Origin of the sequence: Corallococcus aberystwythensis (assembly GCF_003612165.1) — a bacterium.
GTDB lineage: Bacteria > Myxococcota > Myxococcia > Myxococcales > Myxococcaceae > Corallococcus > Corallococcus aberystwythensis.
Genome location: NZ_RAWK01000058.1, coordinates 1 through 24,053 on the forward strand (window position 1 = coordinate 1; position 24,053 = coordinate 24,053).

Here is a 24,053-nt window from a genome sequence, read left to right on the forward strand (position 1 = left end):
CGCCCTGGCTGTGCCCCCGGATGAGGTGTACGACGTGCTGCCCGTCCACGCGCGGCAGGTCCACGCCCAGCACCACCACGTCCGGGTTGTCCGCCGAGAAGTGCTCCAACGCCATCACGGCGTCACTCACCGCCCGAACGGTGTACCCGGCCTGCGAGAGCAGGCCCGTCAGGTGCTCGAGGGTCGGGGGGTGGCTCTCGGCGAGCAGAAGCGTCTTCAAGGGGGCCGCAGTCTACAGCCTCCCTCCCTCCGCGCATCAGCTACGATGAGGGTCTTGCCCATGACGCAGCCAACCTCCCCCCGCATCCTCGTCGTGGCCGGCGAGGCCTCCGGCGACACCCACGCCGCGGAGCTCGTCGCCGCCCTCCAGGCCCTGCGCCCCGACCTCACCTTCTTCGGCATGGGAGGCGCCCGGCTGGCCGCCCGGGGGGTGGAGCTCATCCACGATGCCCGCGAGGTGTCCGTCATGGGCATCACCGAGGTGCTCCCCCGCATCCCGCGCATCCTGCGGATCATGAAGGACCTGGCCCACGCCGCCGAGGAGCGCCGTCCGGACTGCGCCATCCTGGTTGACATCCCGGACTTCAACCTGCGGCTGGCCAAGAAGCTCAAGGCCCTGGGCATCCCGGTGGCCTACTACGTGTCCCCGATGATCTGGGCCTGGCGCCGGGGCCGCGTGCGCACCATCCAGCGGCTGGTGGACCGGATGCTCTGCATCCTGCCCTTCGAGGAGGACTTCTACCGGGAGGCCGGGGTGCCCGCACGCTACGTGGGCAGTCCCGTGCTGGAGCAGATGCCCCCTTCCGCCAGCGCTCGCGAGTTCCGGCAGCGCCTGGGCCTTTCACAGGACGCTCCCACGCTCGCGCTCCTGCCCGGCAGCCGGATGAGTGAGATCCGCCGCATCCTGCCCACGCTCGTCAGGGCCGCGAAGCAGCTGGCCTCCGAACGGCCGGGGCTCCAGGTCGTGGTGCCGGTGGCGCCCACCATCGCGAAGGAGGAGATCACCTCCCGCTTCGAGGGCAGCGGGGTCACGCCGGTGCTGGTGGACGGACGCGCCCCGGAGGTCGTGGGCGCGAGCGACGCCGCGGTGGTGGCTTCCGGCACGGCAGTGCTGGAGGCGGGCCTGATGGAACGGCCGCTCGTCGTCGTCTACCGCGTGTCCCTGGTGACGTACCTCGTGGGACGGCTGATGCTGAAGGTGGCCTTCGTGTCGCTCATCAACCTGCTGGCCGGCCGGCGCGTGGTGCCGGAGCTGCTCCAGGGGGACATGACGCCGGAGAACATCGCCTCCGAGGTGCGGCGCGTGTGGCTGCCGGGCGCGCCCCGCGACGCCATGGTCCAGGGGCTGGCCGAGGTGCGCGGGCGCCTGGGCGAGGTGGGAGCCGCCCACCGCGCGGCCGAGACGGTCCTGGAGCTGCTGCCCCCGCGCCCTGTCGCCTGAGGCGAGGAACCGACCGGATTGGCGCGGGTTCTGCTGTTCCAGCGCCGGGTTTGGGGTATGTCGGCCGGGTCATGAACCGAGCGCTGGTCTGCATCCCCACCTACAACGAGCGGGAAAACATCGGCCCCATCACCCAGGCGGTGCTGGCGGCGGATCCCCGTGTGGACATCCTCGTCGTCGACGACAACTCGCCTGACGGGACGGGGCAGCTCGCGGACGAGCTGGCCGCGAAGGACCCGCGCGTGCGCGTGCTCCACCGCGAGAAGAAGGAGGGCCTGGGCCGTGCGTACCTGGCCGCCTTCCGCTGGGCCCTGGCCGAGGGCTACACGTACATCCTGGAGATGGACGCGGACTTCAGCCACGACCCGCGCTACCTGCCCACCTTCCTGGACGCCGCGGAGGGCGGCGCGGACCTGGTGCTGGGCTCGCGCTACGTGGCGGGCGGCGGCACGGTGAACTGGGGCGTGGGCCGCAAGATCATCAGCCGCGGCGGTTCGCTCTACGCGCGCAGCATCCTGGGCGTGGACGTGCGCGACCTCACCGGCGGCTTCAAGTGCTTCAACCGCCGCGTGCTGGAGAGCATCGGCCTGGATGAGGTGCGCAGCACCGGGTACGCGTTCCAGATTGAGTTGACCTACCGCACCCTGCGCAAGGGCTTCGCCGTGCGCGAGGTCCCCATCGTGTTCGAGGACCGGCGCGTGGGGCACTCGAAGATGAACAAGAAGATCTTCATCGAAGCGCTGGGCATGGTGTGGAAGCTGCGCTTCACGGTCTAGCCGCCATGACGACGTCCGGGATGGTGTCCACGTTCCTCGTGTCGCTGTCCGCCATCTTCTTCGTGGTGGACCCGATTGGCGTCGTGCCGCTGTTCCTGGCGATGACGGGCGGGGACACCAAGCAGCAGATACGAAGCACCGCCCTGCGCGCCTGTCTGGTGGCGTGCGGGATGATGCTGTTCTTCGCCGTCTTCGGCCGGGTCATCTTCCAGGTGTTCGCGGTGTCGCTGGGCGCCTTCCGCGTGGCGGGCGGCATCCTGCTGCTGATCACCTCCCTGGACATGCTGCGGGCCCGTCCGTCCTCCACGCGCACCAGCCCCACGGAAGAGGAAGAGGGCGCGGTGAAGGACGACGTGGCCATCGTCCCGCTGGCCATTCCGCTGCTCGCGGGGCCGGGCGCCATCGCCACCGCCATGGTGCTGATGGCGCGCTCCGGGACGTCCTTCGTGTCCGCGCTGCCGGTGGTGGCCGCGGTGGTGCTGACCTTCACCGCGACCTACTTCATCCTCAACGCGTCCAGCCTGGTGCAGCGGGTGCTGCGTCAGTCCGGTGTGGCCATCCTGGAGCGCGTGTCCGGCCTCATCCTGGCCGCCATCGCGGTGCAGTTCATCGCGGACGGGGCGAAGGACCTGCTCAAATAGCGTCCGCGCCCGCCACCCACACGGTGCCGTCCTTGCGCACGGTGCCCTGGGGACGGCCTTCCATGGTGAGGTGCTCTGGGCTGGAGCGCTGCGCGTCGTACGCGTAGCCGCCCTGGACCTCCTGCAGGTACACCACCACCGCGTCCACCACGTTCTCCTGCACGACCTTGAACGAGTCGTCCGCGCACCGGGGCTCACCCGTGAAGAAGCGCTCCAGCGTGGCGTCCTCCGGACGGCGCACGTAGACGACCACGGGGGCCTTCGCCTCCTTGCCCTCCGCCACGAAGCGCTGGATGGCCTGCGCGGGCGCGGGCTGGCGCATCAGCGCCTGGAGGAGCGTGCACTTCTCGTCCTCCACCTCCATGCGCTGCGCGTACGGCACGGTGCGCACGCAGCCCACCGTGCCCATGAAACCCAGGCCCGCCACGGCGAGCGCCCAACGGATGCGAGGAAACTCCACCATGTGACACCTCAAGGCTTGCGCCAGCGAGGGGTGAAGGGCGCGTTCGTCAAGGACGGGTCCTCCACCGCGATGATGTATTCGGCGCGGCGGTTGCCCGCCTCCGCCGTCTCGTCCGGCGTGGGCACCGCCGGGGACTGCTCACCAAAGCCCTCGTAGAACACTGGCACCTTCAAGCCGCGCTGGCGGAAGTAGGACGCGAGGCTCTTCGCCCGCTTGAGTGACAGCTCGCGGTTGTCCTCCGTGCGGCCCACCGTGTCGGTGTGCCCGAGCACGTACAGGCGCAGCGACGCCCAGCGGCCATACTTATTCAGCGCCTCCGTGATGCTCTTGTAGCTGGCGTCCAGCTTGCCCCTCTCCGCCGGCGGAACGTCCGAGCGGCCGGAGGCGAAGGTCACCTCCTCGTGCGGGATGTCCACCTGCCAAGGATAGAGGTCCACGCCGGTGTAGAAGTCGGAGGTGTCGTAGGCGCGCAGGCGGATGTGCATCACCTTGCCCTCCGCCGGCAGCCACTTCACTTCCAGCGGCGTGCCCGCGGGCGCGCCCTTGAAGTCCACGTCGCCCGCGAAGGCCGTCTTGCCGGTGTCCATCTTCACCGTGACTTCCGTCTTCGCGGCGGGGCGGGACAGCGTGAAGCGCAGCTTGCGCCCGGGCACGTCCACGTCCTCGGGGCGCACCTCCAGCTTCAGCGGGCCGTTGAGCTCCGTGTCGAAGGCGAGCGGCATCGTGCCCGGCTCCGCGCCGCCGGGGAACCGCACGGTGAGCTCGCCCTCGTAGTGGAACTTCCCCTCCGGCTGCTCCAGGGCGACGCGGCGGGTGACGCCCGGCTTGCCGCCCCCCTTGAGCTCCACCGTCTTGCCGTCGCTGCGCTTGAGCTTCACCTCGAAGCCGTCAATGGGCTCCTCGATGTGGACGAGCAGCGTGGGCACACCCTCGCCCAGGGCCGCCTTGCCCTCCAGCGACACCCGGATGGCCTCCGCGAACGCGGGGAGCGGCAGGCCCAGCAGCACAACGAGAGGTAGGAGTCGAACGGACATGCGGCGTCAGCCTCGGCGTCGCGGGAGGAGGTGGGAAGGCAACTCCAGCCCGGGGGAACGGATTCCCGCGGAAGCCTACCGCACGCCCACCAGCGTGATGCCCCGCCTGGTGGCTCCAGCGAAGAGGGCAGGTGCGTCCAACAGCACCGTACGCCCTACCTCCAGCGCCAGCACCCGGGCGCCCACCTCCGCCATGACCTCCAGCGTGCGGGGGCCCACGGCGGGCAGGTCAAAGCGCAGGTCCTGCTCCGGCTTGCAGCGCTTCACCACCACCGCGCCCGGGCCGCCCAGCTTCGCGCCCCGGCGGATGGTCTCGTCGGTGCCCTCCACGGCCTCCAGCGCCAGCACGTGACCGTCGCGCACCACCACCGTCTGGCCCACGTCCGCCTGCCCCAGGAGCACCGCCACCTCCCGGCCCAGCGCCACGTCCTTCTCCTGCGCGGGCTTCAGCGTGGGGCCGGCCAGGTGGCCTTCGGGGCACAGCACCTCGCCCAGGAAGTCCGTGGGCGCGATGATGGTGATGCCCTTCGCCTCGAAGTCCGCGGCCACGGCGCGCAGGAGCGCGTCATCCCGGAAGCTGCGCAGGCGGGAGATGATGCGCACCGCGCCCAGGTCCAGCCGGGCCTCCGTGAGCGCGCGCACCCGGCCGATGCCGCCCGCCATGGCCGCCCGGGTGACGCCCGCCTGGAGGAACACCTTCTGGATGCGGGCCACCTGCCCCACGCGCACCCAGGCGAAGGGGCCGACCTCCTGCTCCAGCGCCGGGTCCGTCTCTCCCCGGTGCGCGGCCACCACCACCTCCAGGCCGCGCGCGCGGGCGGCCCGCGCGAAGAGGAAGGGAAGCTGGCCGTTGCCGGCGATGAGGCCGATGCGCTCCACGCGCTGAGCTCCGTTTCTTCGTCCGCGCGAAAGGCTAGCGCGTGACGCCGCGCTTGCTCGTCTCCACGAACTGCACCAGGTGCTCCACTTCCGGGTGGGAGGAGAGCTCCCCGCGAAGCTGCGCGAGCGCCTCCTGCAGGCCCAGCTTGGAGCGGAAGAGGATGCGGTAGGCCTCCTTCACGCGGCCAATCTGCTCCTCGGTGAAGCCGCCGCGCTCCAGGCCCACGGTGTTGAGGCCCACCAGCGTGGCCCGGTCCCCCTGCACGGTGCAGTACGGGGGCACGTCCATGGTGACCATGGAGCCGCCGGAGATGAACGCGTAGCGCCCCAGCCGGGTGAACTGGTGCACCGCGACGAGGCCCGAAATCTTCACCGAGTCCTCCACGGTGACGTGGCCCGCGAGCGCGGCCCCGTTGGCGAGGAGGACCTCATTGCCCACGACGCAGTCGTGCGCGATGTGGCTGTTGGCGAGCAGCAGGTTGCGGTGGCCCAGGCGCGTGGCCCCGCCGCCGGCCACCGTGCCCAGGTTCACCGTGACGAACTCACGGATTTGATTCTCGTCACCAATGACGAGCTCCGTGTCCTCGCCCGCGTACTTCAAGTCCTGGGGCGCCGCGCCCACCGAACAGAACTGGAAGAGGTGGTTGCGCTCCCCGAGCGTGGTGCGGCCCTCGATGACGACGTGCGGCCCGATACGGGTGCCCGCGCCGATGACGACCTGGGGCCCGATGACCGAAAACGGCCCCACCTCCACGGTGTCGTGGAGCCGGGCTCCCGGATGGACGACCGCGGTGGGATGAACCTGCGCCATGTCCTTCTCTCCTCAGCAGCGCGTGTAACGCGCCCTACGGCGCCGCGCTCTCGTCGCCCTTGGCGGCCTTGTTCTTGTCCACCACGGTGGCGAGGAACTCCCCTTCCGCCACCTTGGCGCCATCCACCGACGCCACGCCCTTCGTCTTCCAGATGGCGCCCTTGTGGCGGATGACTTCAATGTCCAGCTGAAGCCGGTCCCCGGGCACCACCGGCTTGCGGAAGCGCGCGTTGTCCACGCCCATCAGGTACGTGACGAGCCGCGTCGGGTCCATGGCTTCCGTCTTATACGCAAGGATGGCCGTCGCCTGGGCGAGCGCCTCCAGGATGAGCACGCCCGGCATCACCGGGTGCCCCGGGAAGTGGCCGTTGAAGAAGGGCTCGTTGATGGTGACGTTCTTGTAGGCCGTGAGCTTCTGGCCCGGCACGATTTCCACCACCCGGTCCACCAGGAGGAACGGGTAGCGGTGCGGCAGCAGCGCCTGGATCTCGCCAATGTCCATCATCCGCCCTTCTCCTTCTCCAACAGCTCCACCCTCTTGCGAAGGGCACGCACTTCCTTGAGCAGGTCCGCCAGCTGCCCCGACGCGGCGCTGGCGCGCAGCCAGTCCTTGTGGGGGATGGCGGGGCTGCCACTGACGACCTGTCCGTCCGGAACGTCATGGGCGACGCCGGACTGCGCGCCCACCTTGGCCAGGTCCCCCACGCGGATGTGGCCCACCACGCCCACCTGCCCCGCGAGCACCACGCCGGTGCCCACCTCCGCCGAACCCGACACGCCCGCCTGCGCGCAGATGAGCGCCAGCGGTCCCACGCGTACGTTGTGGGCGATCTGCACGAGGTTGTCGAGCTTCGTGCCCTGCCCCACCACCGTCTCACCCACCGTCGCGCGGTCGATGCAGGTGCAGGCGCCCACTTCCACGTCGTCCTCGATGCGGACGATGCCCACCTGGGGAATCTTGAAGTGCCGGGGGCCGTCGTCGCCCTCCGCGTCGAAGGCGAAGCCGAACCCGTCCGCGCCCACCACCGACGAAGCATGGAGGATGACGCGCGAGCCCACCACGCACCGCTCGCGCACCGTGGCGTGCGGGTAGAGCACGCAGTCGTCGCCGACGCGCGCGTCCTCCCCCACGTAGGCGCCGGGGTGCAGCACCGTGCGGGCGCCGACGTGGGCGCCCTTCTCCACCACCGCCCCGGCCTTCACCGTGGCCTCCGGGTGCACCGTGGCCTCCGGGTGCACGTGGGCGGCCGGGTGGATGCCCGCGGGGGGCCGCGTGGCCGGATGGAACAGGGTCAGGAGCTTCGCATAGGCCAGGTGCGGGTTGGAGACGCGCACCAGGGCCACGCCGTCGCGAGCGGTGGCATCCATCCCCACCAGCACCGCCGAGGCGCGGGTGGCCTCGAACTGCTTGCGGTAGCGGGGGTTGCCGTAGAACGACACCTCCCCCGGAGCTGCCTCCTCCAGGCCGTTCAGGCCATGGACGAGCAGTCCGGGGTCGCCGAGGAGCTCACCCCGGACGTGGGTGGCGATGTCCCCCAGCCGGTGCGCGTTCGGTGCGGATGGCACGGGGGTGTCCAACGGCTACTTCTTGACCGGGGCGTCCTTGGCCACCGGCGCGGTCTTCTTGGCGCTGTTGTTGTAGCTGCGGACGACCTCGTTGGAGATGTCGTACTGGGACAGCGCGAAGACGATGCCGGAGTCCCGCTTGTCCAGCACCATGCCCAGGCCGTCCCGCTCCGCGATGGACGCGATGACCTGGTCGATGCGGTTGACGATGGGCTCCATCTCCTGGCGCTCCTTGTTGGCGGCCTCGGCGCGGCTGCGCTCGTACTTCTGCGCCAGCTCCATCACCTTCTTCTGGAGTTCGGTGGCCTTCTGGGTGCGCGTGGCCTCGCTCATGGCGCTGGCCTGCTTGTCCAGGGTCTCCTTCTCCTTGCGGAGCGTCTCCTGCTCCTTGTCGATCTCCTTCTGGCGGTCCTCCAGCCACTTCTGGAGGCGGCCCTTGGCGGCCTTGCCATCATCCACCTCCAGCAGCACGCGCTGCAGGTCGACGTAGGCCACCTTGAGTTCGGCGGCCGAAGCGGCAACCGGGAGGGCGAGCGACAGGACAGCGGCGGCGGCCGCCAGGGTGCTTCGAAGCGACATGGGTTACGGCTCCTCGGAAAAGGTGCTGCAGGCTCCGACGTCCACCCGCCCGGCCTGTTCACTTCCGCCCGTGAAGGGCGGAGGCGACGGGGCCGGGAAGGCCTTGGGGTCAATGCCTATCAGAAGAAGTTACCGATCGTGAACTCGAACAGGATGGGGTCGTCCGAAGGCCGCTTGGTCAGCGGGATGCCCCACTCGAAGCGCAGGGGGCCGATGGGCGAGAACCAGCGGAAGCCGAAGCCCGCCGAGTGGAAGAGGCCCAGGGGCAGCTTGTTCTGCCGGTCCTCGAAGAACCGTTCGTTGGAGCCGAAGGCATTGCCCGCGTCGTAGAAGAGCACGCCGCGCAGGCCGGCCTTCTCGAAGATGGGGAACTCCAGTTCGAAGTTGAAGATGAGCTGCTTGTTGCCGCCCACCCGGAACTCGGTGACGTTGGCGTCCGGGTTGTCCGCGCGCGGCACCAGCAGCGTGGGGCTGATGCTGCGCAGGTAGTAGCCGCGGATCGTGTTGATGCCGCCCACGTAGTAGAGCTCGCTGATGGGCAGCGGCTTGCTGGCGTCCAACTGCTGCACGTAGCCCAGCGTGGCGTTCGTCTTGAAGACGAAGCCCAGCGGCAGGGGGAAGTACAGGCGCGAGTAGGCGGTGTAGCGGTTGAAGAGGAACGTGCCGCCCAGGAACGAGGGCGCCGTCTCCACCGAGCCGTAGTGGATGAAGCCGCGCGACGGGAAGAGGCGGTTGTCGCGCCGGTCGAAGGACACCGACAGGCGCAGCGCGCTGGTGACGCCGGACTGGAACTGGTTGGCGAGCAGCACCGCGCCAATGCCCTGCCCCGCCTGCACGTCCACGTACTCACGCGAGTAGCCGACCGTGGCCAGCACGTCGTCCACCAGCTGGCGGCCGAGGGAGACGGTGCCGCCCGTGGAGTTGCGGATGAAGCCTTCGTAGTCCGCCTGGACGCGGAAGAACTCCGCGGAGAGCAGGTAGTTCGTGTCCAGGAAGTACGGGTCGTAGAACGACAGCTGCACCAGGGAGCGCAGGCCCGAAATCTGGGCGGACGCGGACACGCTCTGGCCCCAGCCGAGGAAGTTGTTCTGCGACACCTGGGCCGTGAAGATGAAGTTCTCCACGTTGGAGAAGCCCAGGCCCACCTGGAAGGTGCCGGTGGCCTTCTCCTTCACCTCCACCTGCAACACGATGGCGTTGTCGGTGCTGCCCGGGTGCTGGGTGATTTCGACGGTTTCGAAGAAGCCCAGCGCGGTGACGCGCTCGCGGCTGCGCTTCACGCCGGTGCCGTTGTAGAGCTCGCCCTCGTAGACGCGCAGCTCGCGGCGGATGACCTTGTCGCGCGTCTTCGTGTTGCCGACGACGTCGATGCGCTCGATGTTGACGAGCGGGCCCTTCTGGATGTCGAAGGTGAGGTCCACCGTCCGGTCTTCCGCGTTGACCGAGGTGACGGGGTTGATGTTGGCGTACGCGTACCCCTTGTCGAAGTACACGTCGGAGATGGCGGAGATGTCCGTGGAGAGCTGGCCGCGGTTGAAGCGCTCCTTGGGGCGCGACTTCATGAGCTTCATCAGCTCTTCGGGCGGGCGCTCCAGGTCGCCCGCGAAGTCGATCTTCCCGATGTCGTACGCGTCACCCTCGGTGATGTGCAGGGTGATGTAGATGTCGCGCTTGTCCGCGGACAGCTGCACGGTGGGCTTGTCCACGCGCACGTTGATGAAGCCGCGGTCGTAGTAGGCGATCTGGATGACGGCGAGGTCGCGCTGGAAGGCCTCCTCGCGGTAGGTGCCCTCGCCGGTGAAGAAGGACAGGAAGCCGCCCTCCTTCGTGATCATGGTCGCCTTGAGCTCCTCCGGGGACACCTTCTCCGCGCCCTGGAGGATGATCTGCTTCACCATCACCTTCGAGTGCTCGTTGATGACGTAGACGACGTTGACCGCGGCGCCGCCCTCCACCGGCTCCAGCCGGTACGTCACCTCCGCCAGGAAGTAGCCCTTCTCGACGTACTTCTCCTGGATCTTCTTCTGCGTGGCGCGCACGGCCTCGATGTCGAGGATGGTGCCGGCCTTGAGCTCCAGCTGTTCCTTCAGGTCGTCCGCGCTGAGCTCCTCGTTGCCCTGGAGCTGCACGGCGCGGATGGTGGGCCGCTCCACCACGCGCACCACGTACGCGATGCCGTTGGCCATGCGCTGCGCGAGCAGCTGCACGTCCGAGAAGTAGCCCAGGGCCCAGATGGCGCGGAGGTCCTCCGCGGTGCGGGTGAGCGCGTCACCGACCTGCGTGCGCAGGGCGCGGCGGATGGCCTCCGACTCCACGCGGCGGTTGCCCTCGATGCGGACCTCCACCACGCGGTCCGCGGAGGACACGTTGGTGTCGTCGTCGTCCGGCGAGGTGGCCAGCGGCGCGTCCGCGCCTCCGGGGGTGCCCGCGTCCGGAGGCAGCACGGGCGTGGCGGCGGGGGTGGACGGAGGAAGGACGGCGGGCGAACCCGCGTCCACGTCCACCTGGGCGTGGGCAGGAACCGGCCCGAGCGCCCACAGGGCGACCGCCAGCAGCGGGAGCAATGACTTGCGCAGAACGGTGAGCCTCAAGTGCAGTCCGGCCAGGAAAAGGCGGGGCAATGTACGGGATGGGGGGAGGCCCCCTCAATCCAAAAGCGAGCGGCCATCAGGCCTCCGACACCTGCCCGCCAGCCAGTCTCAGGCGGCGGGGCATGGAGCGAGCAAGCGTCTCGTTGTGCGTGACGACGACGGCGGTGATGCCCAGGTCCCGGTTGACGTCCCGGAGCAGCTGGTGGATGCCCTCGCCTGTCGTGGGATCCAGGTTGCCCGTGGGTTCGTCCGCGAGCAGCACCGCGGGCTTGAGCACCAGCGCGCGCGCCAGGGCCACGCGCTGGGCCTCGCCGCCGGACAGCTCGCCGGGGCGGTGGTCCACGCGGCTGCCCAGGCCCACGCGCTCCAGGAGTTCGCGGGCGTAGGCGTAGGCGGGGCCCCGGTCCTTGCGCTGGATGAGCGCGGGCATGGCGACGTTCTCCAGCGCGGTGAACTCCGGCAGGAGGTAGTGGCTCTGGAAGACGAAGCCGATGGTGCGGTTGCGGAACTCGGCGATCTCCGCGTCGTTCATGGAGAAGACGGACCTGCCGTCGAAGAGGACTTCACCGGCGGCGGGGGCGTCCAGCGTGCCCAGCACGTGCAAGAAGGTGCTCTTGCCCGCGCCGGACGCGCCAATCATGGAGACGAGCTCGCCGGCGTTGATGTCCAGCGACACGTCGCGCAGCACGTCAATGCGCTTGCCGTGCAGGAAGTAGCTCTTGAAGACGTTGCGGATGGACAACAGCGCCATGGCTACTCTGCCTTCAGACCTTCCACCGGTTCCACGCTGCTCGCCTTGAGGGCCGGGTAGATGGACGCCAGGTAGGTGACGAGCACCGCGATGATCACCGCCAGCGCCGTCTGCACCGGTTCGATGCGCACCGGCAGCGCGGGGATGTAGTAGACCTCCGGATCCAGCTTGATGCCGACCTTCTCGATGAAGAGGCACCACGCGAGGCCGGAGAACAGGCCCAGGAAGCCGCCGGCCACGCCAATCTGGAGCCCTTCCGCGAGGAAGATCTTCACGATGCCGCCGTCCGGGACGCCCAGCGCCTTGAGGACGGAGATTTCCTTCCGCTTCTCCAGCACCAGCATGATGACCGTGGCGACGATGAGGCCCGCGGCGACGATGATGATGATGGACAGGATGATGCCCATCACCAGCTTCTCCAGGCGCAGCGCGGAGAAGAGGTTCTTGTTCATCTCCCCCCAGTCGCGCGCGCGGTAGGGGTAGCCGCCCAGCACGCGCACCACCTGGTTGGAGATGCGGCGCGCGTCGTCGATGTCCGCGACCTTCAGCTCGATGCCGGTGGCGCCCTTCACCGCGAAGAAGTCCTGCGCTTCCTTGAGCAGGATGTAGACGAACTTGGAGTCGTACTCGTACATGCCCGAGTAGAAGACGCCCGCCACCCGGAACGCGCGGCTCTTGGGGATGGGACCCGTGGGGCCCAGCTCCGTGCCGAGCGGAGAGACGACGTTCACCCGGTCCCCCACCACCACGCGCAGGGAGGCGGCCAGCTCGCGGCCGACGATGATGCCCGGGAGCACCGTGGGCTTCGCGGGCTTGGAGGCCTTGCCGATGATGGGGTCCTCCTCCTCGGCGTCCTTCTTCTCCCCGTCCTCCACCGCGCTGCTGGGGAGGATCTTCGCGGGCTGCTCCAGGTGGCCCAGGTCGCCGCCGGGCAGGATGTTCTGGGGCAGGTCCGTCACCGAGCCGACCGAATGCGGGTCGATGCCTTTGATGATGACGCCGTCGACGTTGCCCTCCGAGGCGATCATCACCTGGTTGATGATGAAGGGCGTCTGGCCCACCACGCCGGGCACGCGCTTCACCTGCTGCATCACCTTGTCGTAGTCCGGCAGGTCCCCGGCGTAGCGCGACACCACCGCGTGCGCGTTGGTGCCCAGAATCTTCTGCTGGAGGTCGGCCTCGAAGCCGCTCATCACGCTGAGCACGATGATGAGCGCCATCACGCCCACGCCCACGCCGCCCACGGAGAGCGCGGTCATCATCATGGTGGGTGACTGCTCATGCAGCTTCATCCGGTGCTGCGCGGACGCGGCGGCGAGCGGATCCGCCAGGCCCAGGGCCCGGACGCGCGTGCGCTCCACGGCGGCCTCCGCCCCGCGGATGATGAAGTAGACGATGAGCGGCGGGATGATGCCGAACATCAGCACCGCGAGCGCGCCCAACAGCAGCGACGGGCGGAACACCGCCACGTGCCGGCGCGCGACGAAGAGCTCGAAGCCCAGGCGCAGGTCCACCCGGCCGCTGCCCGCCGCGATGAAGCCCGTGTTGATGCCCAGGATGAGCGCCAGCACCAGCGCGGCGAAGACGAGCCAGTACGCCAGCTCCGGCCGGCCGATGAGCCCCGCGACGTACGTCACCTCGCGCAGCCGGTAGCCCAGCGCCAGCTGAAGCGACGGCACGCGCTCCATCAGCGACAGGAGGATGGGCACCGGCAGGCCCAGGTAGAACACGCCGATGGTCGCTTCCGGGAACGACAGCCGCTGCGCCCGGGACGCGCCCACGAAGCCGGACGCGAACGCCACGCCGATGCTCACGATGAACGCGATGGCGAAGGCGATGGTGGGGGGCAGGGACAGGCCCCCGCCCGACTCGCGAGCGGCGCCGCCCAGGTCGGACGGCACGCCGCTGGAGAGGACGGTCTGCAGGAGCAGCAGCGCCAGCTCCGCCAGGAGGATGCCGCCGCCGTAGGCGCCCAGCGTGCTCCAGTAGAAGTCCCGGTAGCGCGCCAGGCGCGGGTACAGGGTCGCACCCGCGGCGGGGCTGGGCCCTTCACTGGAGGCCGGCGAGCGGCGGATGCCGGCGGCGACGAGGCCCCAGCCCGCCAGCCAGACGAGCGTCCCGGCCACCAGCATCTTGGGGCCGGCCACGGACGTGGCCTTCTGGGCGCCCAGGGCGAGCGACCCGGCGTCGAAGGCCTGCACGAGCCCACCCCACCCCACGAAGGAGAGGCCCAGGGCGCCGGCCACCTCGGCCCACGCCTCGGACTCGGAGATGGCCAGCCCCAGGAGGATGGCTCCCACGAGGGCCACGAGGGCGCCGGCCCACAAGAGGGGCCAGCGATAGTCAGTCTGCCGTTCGGCGGGGTGCACGAGGCCTCGTGGCTACTTCGCCAGCGGCTTGAGGAGGGGGAAAAGAATCACGTCGCGGATGCTGGCGGCGTCCGTGAACAACATGGCGACGCGATCAATCCCGATGCCTTCACCGGCCGTGGGCGGCATGCCGTGTTCCAGGGCGCGGATGTAGTCCTCGTCGTAGTCCATCGTCTCCTGCTGGCCCCGCTGCTTCGCGTCCAGCTGGGCCTGGAAGCGGCCCTTCTGGTCCAGCGGGTCGTTCAGTTCGGAGAAGGCGTTGGCGATTTCCCGGCCCGCGACGAAGAGCTCGAACCGGTCCGTGATTTCCGGGTTCTGGTCGTTGCGGCGGGCGAGCGGGGAGACGGCGGTGGGATACTGGGTGATGAAGGTGGGATGGATGAGCGTGTGCTCGACGTGGGCCTCGAAGAGGGCGCCCACCAGCTCACCGTGGTTCATGGCGTCCACGGCGCGGCGCTCCACCTCCGAGTGGACCGTCTTGAGCAGTTCGTGACGCAGGCGGTCCACGTCCACCATGTCCTTGTCGGACAGGCCGGGGACGGCCTCCCGGATGGCCTCAGGCATGGGGATGCGCTTCCAGCCCTTGCCGAAGTCGATGGTGTGCTCGCCGTACTTCACCTTGGAGTCGCCGGTGACGTGGCGGGAGGCCTCCGAGAGCATCTCCTCCGTGAGGTTCATCAGGTCCTCGTACGTGGCGTACGCCTGATAGAACTCCAGCATCGTGAACTCCGGGTTGTGCCGGGTGCTCACGCCCTCGTTGCGGAAGTTGCGGTTGATTTCGTAGACGCGCTCCATGCCGCCCACCACGAGCCGCTTCAGGTAGAGCTCGGGCGCGATGCGCATGAAGAGGTCGATGTCGTAGGTGTTGTGGTGCGTGACGAACGGCCGCGCCGCCGCGCCCGACACCAGCGGGTGCATCATCGGGGTCTCCACTTCGACGAAGTCCCGCCCGTCGAGGAAGCTCCGGATGAAGCTGACCAGCTTGCTGCGCTTGAGGAAGACCTGCTTCACGTCCGGGTTGGAGACGAGGTCCAGGTAGCGCTGGCGGTAGCGGATCTCCACGTCCGTGAGGCCGTGCCACTTCTCCGGCATGGGGCGCAGGGACTTGGTGAGGGGCACGAACTTCGTGGCCGACAGGGACAGTTCGCCCGTCTTGCTGCGGAAGATGGGGCCCTGCACCGCGACGAAGTCGCCCAGGTCGCACTGCTTGAAGACCTCATAGAGGTCCCCCAGCGCGTCCTTCTTCACGTGCGCCTGGATCTCCCCGGTGCGGTCGCGAAGCTTGATGAAGGCGGCCTTTCCGAACGAGCGCATGGCCACGATGCGGCCGGCGACGTCGTAGACGGGCGCGTCCTTCTCCAGGTCCTCCATGGAGTGGTTGGCGTGCGTGGCCAGGATGTCCGCCGCCCGGTGCTGGGGGGCGTAGCCGTTGCCATAGGGGTTGAAGCCGGCCTCGCGCCACTTCGCGGCCTTGTCCAACCGCTGCTGGTAGATCTCCTGCTCCTTGGAGCCGAGATCCGCCGCTTCGCCGCTCTTCTCACCTGGGGGGGTCTTGTTATCGGTCTCGGCCATGACGCGCTCTCGTGAAAGGCGCGGCACGCTAGCCAAGCGGCCCCCGGGACGCAACGCATCAGGGAGGCCGTTCTGCTTCAGGAAAACATCAAGAGAAATGCGCCCACCGCCGCCGCCAGGAGCAGGGGGATGAGGATCTCCACCGGGAAGCGGTAGTTGGCATGGGCCAGATGCAGCCCGCGCAGGCCGAAGCGGCGCTGACGGCGCACACGGCCCGCCACGAGCGACGCGAGCGCGGGGGGGGCCTTCTCCCGCTCCACCGAGCGCACGCGCTCCACGGTGCGGGCGTACCGGTCCCACCCCTGGCGGCACTCCTCACAGCCGTCCAGGTGGCTGCGCACCGCCTGCTCCTGGGGGGCGGGCAGCTCTTCGTCGGCAAGCGCCAGGAACAGCGCCCTCGCCTCACGGTGATCCAATCGCGGTTCCACGTCCGTTGACCTCCACCCGCCGCCGCTCATGGTTCGAAGCGCCCCAGCAGGTCCGCCAGCTTCTCGCGTGCCCGGTGGAGCCGGCTCTTCACGGTCCCCTCGGGCAGCTCGGTGATGTCGACAATCTCGTCGTAGCTCAGGCCCTCGATGTCTCGCAGCGCCACCAGCATGCGCGCATCGGGGTCCAGTTGGGAAATGGCCCGCTGCACCCGGGCCCGCTCGCGCGCCGCGTCCAGGGCGGCGTCCGGCTGTGGCGGCGCGCCTCCCCCTTGCGAGATGGCGGCGGCGCTCACCTCGTCATAGACCTCCGAGCGGCCGCGGCCCCGGCGCTGGAGGTACTTCAGCCGGTTGAGGCAGTGGTTCTTGGAGATGCGGAACAGCCACGTGGACAGGCGCGCGTCCTCGCGGAAGCGCCGGACGTTCTGGTGCACGCTGACGAAGATCTCCTGCACCAGGTCGTGGGCCTCCTCGCGGTCGCCCAGCATGCGGAAGCAGAAGTCGTAGAGGCGGTCCTGGTGTTCGCGCACCAGGGACTCGAAGGCCTCCGGGTCCCCTTGCCGCAGCCGGACGAGCAGCGCCTGTTCCTCGCGGCGCGCGTCGGAACCGGCCTCGGTGGCCAGGGCCTGCTGTCCGACTTCGAGCACTCCGCCCGGTGACACCTGAGCCTCCCGCCCGTGTGGGGCCATCGCACCTGCGACGGCATCCTACCGCACCACCCTGCCCCGCCCCCCAGACACCGGGTCCGGGAAAAAGGTTCCGGGGCACGAAAAACCCTCCCGGACCTGGAGGCCCGGGAGGGGTGGGATGCGTCCGGATGTCCTGACAGGCGGCCGGTGTGGGCCCTATTCCGCGGAGGCGTTGCGGTTGGGGTTCTTCACGCCCAGGAGCTGCGCGGTGACGAACTCGTCCAGGTCTCCGTCCAGCACCTTGTCCACGTTGCCCGTCTCCACGCCGGTGCGCAGGTCCTTGACCATGCGGTACGGCGCCAGCACGTAGCTGCGGATCTGCGAGCCGAAGGAGATGTCCTTCTTGGCCGCCTCGGCCGCGTCGCGCTCGGCATCGCGCTTCTTCATCTCCAGCTCGTACAGGCGGCCGCGCAGAATCTGGAAGGCCATGTCCTTGTTGGCCGACTGCGAGCGCTCTGTCTGGCAGGTGATCATGATGCCCGTGGGCAGGTGCCGCAGCTGCGCCGTGGACGACGTCTTGTTGACCTTCTGGCCGCCCGCGCCGCTGCCGCGGATGAACTTCAACTCGTAGTCCTTCTCCGGCAGGTCGATCTGGATGCTGTCGTCGACCTCCGGGTACACGTCCACGGACGCGAAGGCCGTCTGCCGGCGCGCGTTGGCGTCGAAGGGGCTGATGCGCACGAGCCGGTGCACGCCCACCTCCGCCTTGAGGTAGCCGTAGGCGTTCTCGCCCTCGATGCGCAGCGAGACGTTCTTGAAGCCCGCCTCTTCGCCCGGCAACGCGTCGCTGATCTCGACCTTCCAGCCCTTCGTCTCGCCGTAGCGCGTGTACATGCGCAGGAGCATGGCGGCCCAGTCCATGGAGTCCGTGCCGCCCGCGCCCGGGTTGATGTCCATGAAGCAGTTGCTGCGGTCCTGCGGCCCGGAGAGCATCCGCGCCAGCTCCAGCTTCGCGACCTCCCCTTCCAGCGACGCGAGCGAGCCTTCGGCTTCCTGCGCGCTCGCCTCGTCGTTCATCTCCGCCGCCAGCTCCAGCAGCGTCTGCGCGTCGTCCAGCCCGCGCAGCGTCTTGTCGAAGGCGCCCACGCTGGCCTCGAGCGAGGACTTCTCCTTCAGCAAGCCCTGGGCCTTGGTGTTGTCATCCCAGAAGCCGGGCTGCGTGGAGTCACGTTCAATCAGCGCGATGCGGGACCGCTTGCGGTCGAGGTCAAAGATGCCCCCGGAGCGCGTTGAGGCGCTCCTTCAGGGCGTTGATCTTCTCCATCGAATCGTTCGCCATGGTGTTCGTCGTCTCCTTCGTTGCGAAAACAGTTGGGGATGCCCGGGTGTTTCAGGAGGCCTTGAGCGACGACACCGGCGCATCCTGACGGGGCGGCGTGGGCGCCGTTCCTGGCACGAGCGCCCGGAGCCGGTCCAGCCAGAAGGCACCGGCCATGCCCAGGGAGATGGGCAGGATGAGCGCGATGGCGCGCCAGTTGTCCTGGTCGAACCAGGGCAGCACCTTCAGGACCAGCCCCAGCGCGCCGGTGGCCGCGAGCAGGCCCCACACCCACTTGAGCCGCGCCCGCGCCTTCGCGCTGTTCCAGGTGAGGCGCAGGCCGTACGGCACGGCCAGCAGCGTCAGCGGGTTCGCGAGGAAGAGGTTCTCATTGTGGTGCGTCACCACGTGATTCGTGCCCACCCACATGACGACGAGCGCCAGCCCCGGGATGCCCAGCGCCAGCCCCACCACCACGTTCTCCAGGCCCAGGAGGATGCGCGCGGCGCGGCTGCCCTTGCGCTCCCACGCGGCCAGGCCCAGCGCGCTCCCGCCCAGGAGCACGCCCAGCGCCAGAATCCACGGGCCGAAGTCCGGAGGCTGCGCGGGAGGCCGGGGACGGGAGGACTCGTAATAGTTCCACTGCTTCTCCACCAGCGGCACGGGCTTGCCGTCCGGGCCCGGCACCTTCAGCTCCGCCACCTGCTGCTCCAGCTCATCCGGGAGGAAGGCCTCCTCGCGGCGGGTGATGGGCTTGTCGATGGAGTCGTTCATCATGAAGTCGAGCAGGAAGCTCAGGGGCGGGCCCACCGCCGTGTAGCGCCGCGTGTGCTCGCGCAGCGTCATGCGGGCCGGGGCCTTCTCCGCCTCCGACAACTGGCCGCCGACAGCCACGTCGATCATGTCGCGCAGCCGCGTCACGCAGTTGTCGCTGTAGTGCTCGTAGAGGTAGTCGCGGTTCTCCGGCAGCACGTTGTCCGCCAGCTTCTTCGCCACCGTCACGCGCTGTTCCGGCGTGAGGTTGAGCTCCTGCACGCGCACGTCGCGGCCCAGCGACTTGTAGAAGCGGAAGGTGCCGTTGACGCTCGACTCACCCACCCAGAACTCCAGGCGGCCCTTGGCGAAGTGGACCACCGTCTGGTCGTCGAACGAATACATCCCGTAGTTGTAGAGCCGCTGCATCCGCCGGGCGCGGTCCTCCACCACCAGCGAGCCGTGGCCCCACCAGGAGAAGACGTCGTCGCCGGGGCTGAAGGTCACCAGCCAGATGGACAGGTCCTCGCCCCGGCTCTCGCCCGTGCCCCACGGCGGCACCGACGCGCGCGCGGAGGAGGCACTCAGCAGGAGACCCAACAGGCTTGCGACGACGAGAGACGACAGGCGGGGCATCGTTCCATCCAACACGCGGGAGGCGGGCGCCCACTACCTATCACGCACGGCCCCCGACTCAACGCCAGGGGCCGGACGGGTGTCGGCCACCCGGAAGGAGGCACGGGGGGCCGCAAGCCCCCCGGCGGGGATTCAGATGAGCTTCGCCCGGCGGGCGCGCGAGTCGATGGTCAGCGAGTCCGCCACCATGCCCCGCTCGCCCAGCAGCTGTTCCTCCAGGGCGGCCATGCGCTTCGCGTCGCGAGGCTTCTCATGGTCGTGCCCCAGCAGGTGCAGCAGGCCGTGCGCGAGGTAGCGGCCCATCTCCGACTCCAGCGTGCGGCCGTACTCCTTCGCCTGCCGCTTCGCCGTGTCCAGGGAGATGACCACGTCGCCCAGCGGGCGCGGGCCCGGGGTGCCCTTGGGCTGGTCCCCCGCGGGGAAGGACAGCACGTCCGTGGCCTTGTCCTTCTGGCGCCAGGTGCGGTTGAGCCGGCGGATGGCCCGGTCCCCTACGAGCGACAGCGACAGCTCGCAGCCGGTGAGCCCCAGGCGCTTCAGGTAGTCGCGGCCCCAGGTGGTGAGCAGGCGTTCGTAGTCCTCGCCCTGCCCGTGCGCCACCTGCACCGTCACCTGGTTGTCCGAGGCCTTCGCCTTGGGCTCCGGCTTCTCGATGTGGGCCAGTTCCACGCGGAACGCCGGCGCGCAGACGGACCAGTAGTCACACGCGCCCTGGCTGTCGTTGCGGTACACGACGCGCTTGCCGCGCGGCACCAGCCCCACCTCGCCCGCGCCAATCCGTTCGCGCTTGCCGTCCACCACGAGGGTGAGCTCGCCCGTGAGGACGAGCACCACCTCGTCGAACTCCGGCGTCTGCGCCGGTTCGCTCCAGCCTGGCGGCGCCCGCATGCGCGCCACGGAGGCGGATTCGGTCTGCGTGCTGGCCACGCCGACGAACTCCTCGATGCGCTTGCCGTCGTCGCGCGGAATCACCTTGCCCTTGCGCAGCTTCACGCCCTCCACCTTGCGGCTCATGACATGCCCGCCGTTCGCACCTTCGTGTCCTTCGCTTCGGTCTTCGCGGGCGCGGGCGCCATCATCAGCGGCGCGCCCCCGGCCTTGCCCCCACCCATGGCGCCCGCCGGGTAGACGGGACGCGTGTGGTAGATGCCCTCCAGCGTGTGCAGGAAGGACTGGGCGATGAGGTTCAGGTCCTTGAGCGTCAGGTCGCACTCGTCGAGCTGGCCCTCGGAGAAGATGATGTTGATGATCTTCTGCACCTGCGCCTGGAGCTTCGCGCTGGTGGGGTCCGGCATGGAGCGCGTGGAGGCCTCCACCGCGTCGGCGATCATCACCAGCGCCGCCTCGCGGAACTGCGGCTTGGGGCCCGGGTAGCGGTAGATGCTCTCATCGATGGGGGGCGCGCCTTCCTTGCCCTCCTGCTCCTTCAGGGCCTTGTGGAAGAAGAAGCCCACCGTGCGCGTGCCGTGGTGCTGGGGGATGGCGTCCGCCACCAGCTTGGGCAGGCGGTACTGCCGGGCCATCTCCAGGCCTTCCGTGACGTGGCGCTTGATGATGACCGCGCTCATCGCGGGCGCCAGGCCGTCATGCCGGTTCTCCCCCTTCTGGTTCTCCCCGAAGTAGAGCGGGTTCCGGCCCTTCCCGATGTCGTGGTAGTACGCGCACGAGCGCGCCAGCAGCGGGTTCGCGCCAATCGTCTCCGCCGCGTTCTCCACCAGCGTGCCGATGATGATGGAGTGGTGGTACGTGCCGGGCGCCTGGACGATGAGTTCCTTGAGCGCCGGGTGGTTCAGGTTCGCCAGCTCCAGGAGCTTGATGTCCGACGCGTAGCCGAACGTGGCCTCGATGAGCGGCGTCAGCGCCATCACCATCACCGGGACGGCGAGCGAGGTGCCGACGAACGCGCACAGCCCCGTGACGACCGTGTCCCCGGCCAGCCCCTTGCCCTCCACGAGGAACAGGAACAGCACGGCGATGAGGTTGGCGGTGCCGGTGACGAGGCCCGCGCGGAAGATGCCCACGCGGTCCTTCGCCTTGACGATGCGCTCCGCCGCCACCAGCGAGCCCACCAGCGTGTAGATGCCGAACGCCAGCGAGTTGCCCAGCATCACGCCCGCGAGGCACGCGAACACCATGGCGAAGAACAGCGCCAGCTCCTGCGCGAGGATGAAGCGCACCAGCATGGCGCCCGCCGCGACCGGGAAGGCGTAATAGAACGCTTCAATGGGCAGCGCCGTGTAGCGGTCCTGCACCGCGTCCGCGATGGACACCCAGACCTGGAGCAGGCCCAGCAGGCCCACCAGCAGGAGGCCCAGCAGCACGCCGTCCTTGCGCGTGGGGCGGAAGCGGCGGAAGGCCGCGCGGCAGAAGCCGTAGAAGCACACCACCAGCAGGGCCACCAGGCCCGTGCCGCCCACCTGGAGCTGGAGCAGGTCCAGGCGGTCCGTCTGCGCGCGCATGCCGCGCAGCATGACGAGGTGCGTTTCGTTGACGAGCTCGCCGTCGCCGATGACGCGCTGGCCCTTCTTGATGGCGATGACGGCGTCCTTCACCGCGTCGCCCGCGAGCCGGCGGCGCAGGTCCGTCTCCGCGATGTTGATGGTCAGGCTGGGACGCACCAGCCGCTTGGCGATGCGCAGCACGGCGCGGCGCTGCACCGCCGGGGCATCCGGCAGCACGTTGCCGGGCACGGAGGCGAAGCGGTCCATCTCCTGGTGCGCCTCCCGCATGTCCACCACCTGGTTGGCGCCCGCGGGCAGCGTCTCCTCGTTCTTGTGCTGCACGTCGCGCACGGTGAGGCCCTGGGGCGCCTCCCGCACCAGCTCCTCGCGCGAGCCGGCCACGTACACCTGGCTGCCTTCCGCGCGGTAGGCGCGGTCGAGCAGCAGCAGCGTGGCGGCCTCCGCCTCCTCGGAGAAGCCATTGGCGATGATTGCCTGGAAGTCCTCGGGCTCCAGCCCCGCGTCGCGCTGGCCGAAGAGCTGCTCCTGGAACCCGGCCTGCATCTCCTCGCGGTCGCGGCGCTGGCGCTCCAGGGCCTCCGGCGTGAGCGGCACGGGCTTGCGGCGCTTCGCCGTGCCCTCCTCCGGCACGGATTCATCCGTGCGGGCGTCCTTCTCCTCTTCCAGGTGCTCGCGCGCGCCGGCGAAGGCCGCGCGCACGGACGCGCGCAGGTTGCCCACCACGGCCGGGTTGAGGTCGTACACCGGGCGCACGGAGCTCCGGGCCTCGCGGCGGCGCTGCTCCGTCATGGACTGGTGGACGATGTCGTAGTCGCGCGCGGCCTTGAAGCCGGCGGGCGAGTTGGCCCGGAACGGCTTGCCCAGGTTGTCCTGGGTGAGCGCCGGAATCTGCTGGCTGTAGAGGCCCGGGGAGATGACGAAACCCGCCCCCACGGAGACCACGAGCAGCAGCAGGCCCTGCACGATGCGCCGGCCCCAATCCCCACTGCGCCCGAGCCCCAGGCGGACCGCGAGCGCGTCCAGCGGACTGGGCCCGGGGGTTGGTGATTCAGGATCGGCCATGGGGGAACTCCTCACCCTGCGAAGACGTCAAGGCTCCCTAGAAGGAAGCAGCGACGGGGAAAATTCGTGAGGGTGGGACAGCCGCCGCCCGGACGCCAGTTCGCTCTGCGAAAAATGCGGGTAAGCCAACAGGCAGCGGTGTGGGTCACCCAACGACTCCACCCCCGCCCTGGCGCAAGCCTGGGAGCGGGGGTGGCGGGTGCGACGTCACGACCTCAGTCTTCGGAAGACGCCGCGGGGGCCGCCTTCTGGGCCTCGGCGCGCTCGTAGGCGCGGATGACCTCCTGCACCAGCGGGTGGCGCACGACGTCCACGTCGGAGAACTCCGAGAAGTGGATGCCTTCGATGTTCTTGAGCACGGAGCGCGCGTGGTTCAGGCCGGACGCCTTGCCCGTGGGCAGGTCCACCTGGGTCACGTCCCCCGTGATGACCGCCTTGCTGTTGTAGCCCAGGCGGGTGAGGAACATCTTCATCTGCTCCACGGTGGTGTTCTGCGCCTCGTCGAGGATGACGAAGGCGTCGTTGAGGGTGCGGCCGCGCATGAACGCGAGCGGCGCCACCTCCACCACCCCCTGCTCCACCAGCGTCTGGGCGCGCTCCACGGCCATCATGTCGTGCAGTGCGTCGTAGAGCGGTCGCAGGTAGGGGTTCACCTTCTCCGCCAGGTCGCCGGGCAGGAAGCCGAGCTTCTCACCGGCCTCCACGGCGGGACGCGCCAGGATGATGCGCTTGACCTTGCGCTCCTGGAGGAAGGCGACCGCCATGGCCATGGCGAGGTACGTCTTGCCGGTGCCGGCGGGGCCCACGCCGAAGACGATGTCGTGGGCGCGGATGGCGTCCACGTAGCGCTTCTGCGCGATGCTCTTGGGGGCGATCTGCCGGTTGCCGGAGCTCTTGAGGACGGTGCCGAGCATGACCTCCTGCAGCGACTCCGAGCCGCGGCCCAGGACCTTGATGGCCTGCTCCACGTCCTCGCGGTAGACGGTGCGTCCCGCGCGGATCATCTCCTCCAGGTTCTCCACCAGGCGCACGGCGAAGGCGACCGCGTCCGCCGGACCCGACAGGAGCAGCTCCGTACCGCGCTGCCCCACCCGGACCCCCAGGCGCCGCTCCATCAGCTTGAGGTTTTCGTTCTGGTTTCCGCACAGGGCCAGGGTCGTCTCGTTGTCACGGACGTCCACCTTGGCGGAGGTGGGGGTGGATTCAGTACGAGTGGCGGGCACTTCCAGCGTGGCGGGATTTCGCAATGCGCGTCGTTCCTCGTTCAGTGATCGCTCGCCTTCAAGTTAACGCCG

At 69.3% G+C, this 24,053-nt stretch carries 22 protein-coding genes; 3 read left to right on the forward strand and 19 right to left on the reverse strand.

Annotated features, from left to right (window positions below):
- A partial coding sequence (locus tag D7W81_RS11815; protein WP_147445442.1) for a response regulator transcription factor occupies positions 1 to 220 on the reverse strand: 220 nt, incomplete at its 3' end.
- A gap of 60 nt (positions 221 to 280) precedes the next feature.
- On the opposite strand from D7W81_RS11815, the gene lpxB reads away from it, so the two are divergent.
- The 3 genes from lpxB (at position 281) to D7W81_RS11830 (ending at position 2,858) form a co-directional block, all read left to right on the forward strand.
- Positions 281 to 1,441, forward strand: a complete 1,161-nt coding sequence (gene lpxB, locus D7W81_RS11820) for a lipid-A-disaccharide synthase (RefSeq protein ID WP_120555493.1) — start codon at positions 281 to 283, stop codon at positions 1,439 to 1,441.
- A gap of 71 nt (positions 1,442 to 1,512) precedes the next feature.
- Entirely contained in the window at positions 1,513 to 2,217 is a 705-nt protein-coding gene (locus D7W81_RS11825; RefSeq protein WP_120555463.1) for a polyprenol monophosphomannose synthase, read from the forward strand.
- A 5-nt stretch (positions 2,218 to 2,222) separates the two neighbouring features.
- The gene (locus D7W81_RS11830; protein ID WP_120555464.1) at positions 2,223 to 2,858 is read left to right on the forward strand and encodes a MarC family protein; all 636 of its coding nucleotides are present in this window, start codon (positions 2,223 to 2,225) and stop codon (positions 2,856 to 2,858) included.
- On the opposite strand, the gene D7W81_RS11835 is transcribed toward D7W81_RS11830, so the two are convergent.
- From D7W81_RS11835 to D7W81_RS11920, 18 genes are all read right to left on the reverse strand, one after another.
- Positions 2,851 to 3,321, reverse strand: coding sequence for a hypothetical protein (locus D7W81_RS11835; RefSeq protein WP_120555465.1), 471 nt, complete (start codon positions 3,319 to 3,321; stop codon positions 2,851 to 2,853). The genes D7W81_RS11830 and D7W81_RS11835 overlap by 8 nt on opposite strands.
- A gap of 8 nt (positions 3,322 to 3,329) precedes the next feature.
- Entirely contained in the window at positions 3,330 to 4,355 is a 1,026-nt protein-coding gene (locus D7W81_RS11840) for an OmpA family protein (protein WP_120555466.1), read from the reverse strand.
- Positions 4,356 to 4,430: 75 nt separating this feature from the next.
- Positions 4,431 to 5,234, reverse strand: coding sequence for an LpxI family protein (locus D7W81_RS11845; RefSeq protein WP_120555467.1), 804 nt, complete (start codon positions 5,232 to 5,234; stop codon positions 4,431 to 4,433).
- 34 nt (positions 5,235 to 5,268) lie between these two features.
- The gene (lpxA, locus tag D7W81_RS11850; protein ID WP_120555468.1) at positions 5,269 to 6,045 is read right to left on the reverse strand and encodes an acyl-ACP--UDP-N-acetylglucosamine O-acyltransferase; all 777 of its coding nucleotides are present in this window, start codon (positions 6,043 to 6,045) and stop codon (positions 5,269 to 5,271) included.
- 34 nt (positions 6,046 to 6,079) lie between these two features.
- Complete coding sequence (fabZ, locus tag D7W81_RS11855) at positions 6,080 to 6,547, reverse strand: 3-hydroxyacyl-ACP dehydratase FabZ (RefSeq protein WP_043323005.1); 468 nt, start codon at positions 6,545 to 6,547, stop codon at positions 6,080 to 6,082.
- Entirely contained in the window at positions 6,547 to 7,611 is a 1,065-nt protein-coding gene (gene lpxD, locus D7W81_RS11860) for a UDP-3-O-(3-hydroxymyristoyl)glucosamine N-acyltransferase (RefSeq protein ID WP_120555494.1), read from the reverse strand. Before lpxD ends, fabZ begins: the two co-directional genes overlap by 1 nt.
- A 15-nt stretch (positions 7,612 to 7,626) precedes the next feature.
- The gene (locus D7W81_RS11865; RefSeq protein ID WP_120555469.1) at positions 7,627 to 8,190 is read right to left on the reverse strand and encodes an OmpH/Skp family outer membrane protein; all 564 of its coding nucleotides are present in this window, start codon (positions 8,188 to 8,190) and stop codon (positions 7,627 to 7,629) included.
- A gap of 119 nt (positions 8,191 to 8,309) precedes the next feature.
- Positions 8,310 to 10,781, reverse strand: a complete 2,472-nt coding sequence (gene bamA, locus D7W81_RS11870; RefSeq protein WP_208721270.1) for an outer membrane protein assembly factor BamA — start codon at positions 10,779 to 10,781, stop codon at positions 8,310 to 8,312.
- Positions 10,782 to 10,857: 76 nt separating this feature from the next.
- Positions 10,858 to 11,532, reverse strand: a complete 675-nt coding sequence (locus tag D7W81_RS11875) for an ABC transporter ATP-binding protein (RefSeq protein ID WP_120555471.1) — start codon at positions 11,530 to 11,532, stop codon at positions 10,858 to 10,860.
- A 2-nt stretch (positions 11,533 to 11,534) separates the two neighbouring features.
- Complete coding sequence (locus tag D7W81_RS11880; RefSeq protein ID WP_120555472.1) at positions 11,535 to 13,901, reverse strand: FtsX-like permease family protein; 2,367 nt, start codon at positions 13,899 to 13,901, stop codon at positions 11,535 to 11,537.
- A 12-nt stretch (positions 13,902 to 13,913) separates the two neighbouring features.
- Positions 13,914 to 15,473, reverse strand: coding sequence for a lysine--tRNA ligase (gene lysS / locus D7W81_RS11885; RefSeq protein WP_120555473.1), 1,560 nt, complete (start codon positions 15,471 to 15,473; stop codon positions 13,914 to 13,916).
- A gap of 77 nt (positions 15,474 to 15,550) precedes the next feature.
- Entirely contained in the window at positions 15,551 to 15,931 is a 381-nt protein-coding gene (locus D7W81_RS11890; RefSeq protein WP_120555474.1) for an anti-sigma factor family protein, read from the reverse strand.
- Positions 15,928 to 16,560 (reverse strand): RNA polymerase sigma factor, encoded by a 633-nt coding sequence (locus D7W81_RS11895; protein WP_120555475.1) that lies wholly within the window; start codon positions 16,558 to 16,560, stop codon positions 15,928 to 15,930. Before D7W81_RS11895 ends, D7W81_RS11890 begins: the two co-directional genes overlap by 4 nt.
- Positions 16,561 to 16,743: 183 nt before the next feature.
- Positions 16,744 to 17,866 (reverse strand): peptide chain release factor 2 gene (gene prfB / locus D7W81_RS11900; RefSeq protein WP_244227153.1). Its coding sequence is split into 2 segments (ribosomal slippage): positions 16,744 to 17,796 and positions 17,798 to 17,866, totalling 1,122 coding nucleotides; the frame shifts between segments, so codons are not numbered across the junction.
- A 51-nt stretch (positions 17,867 to 17,917) separates the two neighbouring features.
- A complete protein-coding gene (locus D7W81_RS11905; RefSeq protein WP_120555476.1) occupies positions 17,918 to 19,234 on the reverse strand; it encodes an Lnb N-terminal periplasmic domain-containing protein in 1,317 nt (438 codons plus the stop codon).
- A gap of 132 nt (positions 19,235 to 19,366) precedes the next feature.
- Complete coding sequence (ybeY, locus tag D7W81_RS11910; RefSeq protein WP_171438147.1) at positions 19,367 to 20,248, reverse strand: rRNA maturation RNase YbeY; 882 nt, start codon at positions 20,246 to 20,248, stop codon at positions 19,367 to 19,369.
- Positions 20,245 to 22,758: an HD family phosphohydrolase gene (locus D7W81_RS11915; protein WP_120555477.1), complete on the reverse strand. Its 2,514-nt coding sequence runs from the start codon at positions 22,756 to 22,758 to the stop codon at positions 20,245 to 20,247. The genes ybeY and D7W81_RS11915 overlap by 4 nt, the downstream gene beginning before the upstream one ends.
- Positions 22,759 to 22,973: 215 nt before the next feature.
- Positions 22,974 to 24,005 carry a PhoH family protein gene (locus tag D7W81_RS11920; RefSeq protein WP_120555478.1) on the reverse strand — a complete coding sequence of 344 codons (1,032 nt, stop codon included), beginning with the start codon at positions 24,003 to 24,005 and terminating at the stop codon, positions 22,974 to 22,976.
- Between the last annotated feature and the right edge of the window lie 48 nt (positions 24,006 to 24,053).

Bases quoted from the DNA above. Each gene is read 5' to 3' on its own strand.
- fabZ (WP_043323005.1), bottom strand. From the start codon at position 6,547: ATGGACATTGGCGAGATCCAGGCGCTGCTGCCGCACCGCTACCCGTTC.
- lpxB (WP_120555493.1), top strand. From the start codon at position 281: ATGACGCAGCCAACCTCCCCCCGCATCCTCGTCGTGGCCGGCGAGGCC.
- D7W81_RS11825 (WP_120555463.1), top strand. From the start codon at position 1,513: ATGAACCGAGCGCTGGTCTGCATCCCCACCTACAACGAGCGGGAAAAC.
- lysS (WP_120555473.1), bottom strand. From the start codon at position 15,473: ATGGCCGAGACCGATAACAAGACCCCCCCAGGTGAGAAGAGCGGCGAA.
- D7W81_RS11875 (WP_120555471.1), bottom strand. From the start codon at position 11,532: ATGGCGCTGTTGTCCATCCGCAACGTCTTCAAGAGCTACTTCCTGCAC.
- D7W81_RS11865 (WP_120555469.1), bottom strand. From the start codon at position 8,190: ATGTCGCTTCGAAGCACCCTGGCGGCCGCCGCCGCTGTCCTGTCGCTC.
- D7W81_RS11905 (WP_120555476.1), bottom strand. From the start codon at position 19,234: ATGCCCCGCCTGTCGTCTCTCGTCGTCGCAAGCCTGTTGGGTCTCCTG.
- ybeY (WP_171438147.1), bottom strand. From the start codon at position 20,248: ATGAGCCGCAAGGTGGAGGGCGTGAAGCTGCGCAAGGGCAAGGTGATT.
- D7W81_RS11890 (WP_120555474.1), bottom strand. From the start codon at position 15,931: ATGAGCGGCGGCGGGTGGAGGTCAACGGACGTGGAACCGCGATTGGAT.
- lpxA (WP_120555468.1), bottom strand. From the start codon at position 6,045: ATGGCGCAGGTTCATCCCACCGCGGTCGTCCATCCGGGAGCCCGGCTC.
- D7W81_RS11835 (WP_120555465.1), bottom strand. From the start codon at position 3,321: ATGGTGGAGTTTCCTCGCATCCGTTGGGCGCTCGCCGTGGCGGGCCTG.
- D7W81_RS11915 (WP_120555477.1), bottom strand. From the start codon at position 22,758: ATGGCCGATCCTGAATCACCAACCCCCGGGCCCAGTCCGCTGGACGCG.
- D7W81_RS11840 (WP_120555466.1), bottom strand. From the start codon at position 4,355: ATGTCCGTTCGACTCCTACCTCTCGTTGTGCTGCTGGGCCTGCCGCTC.
- D7W81_RS11830 (WP_120555464.1), top strand. From the start codon at position 2,223: ATGACGACGTCCGGGATGGTGTCCACGTTCCTCGTGTCGCTGTCCGCC.